Annotated in this window: 3 protein-coding genes and 1 pseudogene; 2 read left to right on the forward strand and 2 right to left on the reverse strand. The window is 47.7% G+C overall.

Annotated features, from left to right (window positions below):
* Nucleotides 1-87: 87 nt before the first annotated feature.
* A pseudogene (locus AAKU64_RS22435) lies at nt 88-360 on the reverse strand (transposase family protein); the annotation flags it as partial.
* A gap of 274 nt (nt 361-634) precedes the next feature.
* Between AAKU64_RS22435 and AAKU64_RS22440 the strand changes: the two are divergent.
* Together AAKU64_RS22440 and AAKU64_RS22445 are read left to right on the forward strand one after the other, a co-directional pair.
* Nucleotides 635-1,084, forward strand: a complete 450-nt coding sequence (locus tag AAKU64_RS22440) for a hypothetical protein (RefSeq protein ID WP_323492904.1) — start codon at nt 635-637, stop codon at nt 1,082-1,084.
* A complete protein-coding gene (locus AAKU64_RS22445) occupies nt 1,081-1,383 on the forward strand; it encodes a type II toxin-antitoxin system RelE/ParE family toxin (protein ID WP_323492905.1) in 303 nt (100 codons plus the stop codon). Before AAKU64_RS22440 ends, AAKU64_RS22445 begins: the two co-directional genes overlap by 4 nt.
* Nucleotides 1,384-1,507: 124 nt before the next feature.
* Here the strand turns inward: AAKU64_RS22445 and AAKU64_RS22450 are convergent.
* Nucleotides 1,508-1,720, reverse strand: a 213-nt coding sequence (locus AAKU64_RS22450; RefSeq protein ID WP_354363092.1) for a hypothetical protein, incomplete at its 5' end; no start/stop codon positions are given.

The raw sequence follows: 1,720 nt of genomic DNA on the forward strand, positions 1-1,720 counted from the left end.
TTTGATTCTTGACATACTTTGCTCTCCAAAATGATCCAGTCTGGACAGTGCATGAAATTATTTGCTGTTCATAGATGGTAGCGTTGGACGCTTACGATATTTCCAAACACCTTTGACCTTAATATAGGTTTCATCCATACGCCAGCTTGTGCCAACTTGTCGCTTATGTTGGCGAAATACTTTCTCCAACATGGGCAGGAACCGGATCGACCACCGGTTGATGGATGAATGATCGACAAAGACACCTCGCTCTTCCATCATTTCCTCAATATGCCGATAGCTCAACGGGTACGCTGCATACCAACGGATACAAACTAAAATCACTTCTAATGGAAAGCGCAGTCGCTTCGTCGTTAGCATCTTTACCCCCGCATTTTGAAAACGCAAAACTCTACACTAATGCTATGGTCGCTTACGTTAATGCGACAAAACCCTATTACAACGTCCGGCAATATCGCGATCGACGAAAATTGGGTAAAACGATTCTCGAAGGCTACGAAAATTGGCTTTTCCATGCGACATTTGTTAGTTTTGCACTCAATCAGCCGCATGTTTATTAAGATAAAGGCTTGCAATTATTAAGTACTTGCGCGTAAAGTGACAGTTTGGATGATTGCGAAAGACGGAGGAAGCTATGCATGCTGAAACGATAGACCATACGACCTTAACTAAACTGGCGGAAGCCGGTGCCGTACATAGTGCGCATGTGGTCGGACAAGAAGGTGGTTGGGGCATCCTCATCAAATATGGCAGGACCGAGCGTGCCTTGGCCGCTCAGCGCAGCCATCAGATCCGTATATTCCGCAAACTTGAAACCCTGGTCAATTATCTGAAAGATGTTGGCATCGCCCATTTTGACGTAGATGCTGCCAAGTATGAAACTTGCAGCCTGCCGTCCAGAACAAGGCCGGATCAGTCTGCAAAATTGAAGAATGCGCACAAGGCGGCTGAATATGACGAATTTTTCCGCCAGCGAGTGCAAAGTGCGATGGATGACACCCGCCCCCAGTTATCGACCGCAGATGCAAGACAGCGCATAGACGCCGCCCGCGCTATGCTGACTAGGGGCGAGGCGAAATCTTGAGGGTTGTTTGGAACCAGCAGGCGATTGACGATCGGATCGAGATCATGGCGCGGCGATCGGATTACGTCAGTATCGAGTCGGCCTTCCAGCATGACGACCAGATTGAGGCCAAAGGGGAAGCGCTGACTGGCATTGTGACATATAAGCGAGGGCGAATTAAGGGAACACGCGAGTATGTATTTTCGGATCAATACATCATGGTCTACGGAATCAATGCAGATGTAATTGAGATATTGAGCGTTGTTCCCACTGCGATAAATTGGACAAACAGTTCAAAGAAGATTAAGACGCTGCTATAAACTCTCGCCGCCAATTTGAATGTCAAATCGCCAAGGCAGCTCAACAGGAAATGACGACTGACTTGAGCAGTTATCTTGACGGGATAAAGCAATCGGTGTTAAACAGCGCAGAGAATTTTCCACTTCAATTGAAATTCAGCGTCCAGGAAATTATCGCCGATCCAATGGCCGTAAGGGCTTCTGTGAAGCTTTTTGTAAACGCCCCGCGCTGACAACTAGAAAATTTACGACGCTGTTTGACAGGACTGACGGTAACGAAGTCACCATCCGCACCAAAGGGGCCACTCCATGTGCTCATCGACAGCACAGGTTTGCAGGTCTTTGGGGCAGGACAATG

The organism is Undibacterium sp. GrIS 1.8 (genome assembly GCF_040544445.1).
Taxonomy (GTDB): Bacteria; Pseudomonadota; Gammaproteobacteria; order Burkholderiales; family Burkholderiaceae_D; genus Undibacterium.

What these genes read in the sequence shown, in the direction of transcription:
- AAKU64_RS22440 (WP_323492904.1), top strand. Translation starts at nt 635, where the DNA reads ATGCATGCTGAAACGATAGACCATACGACCTTAACTAAACTGGCGGAA.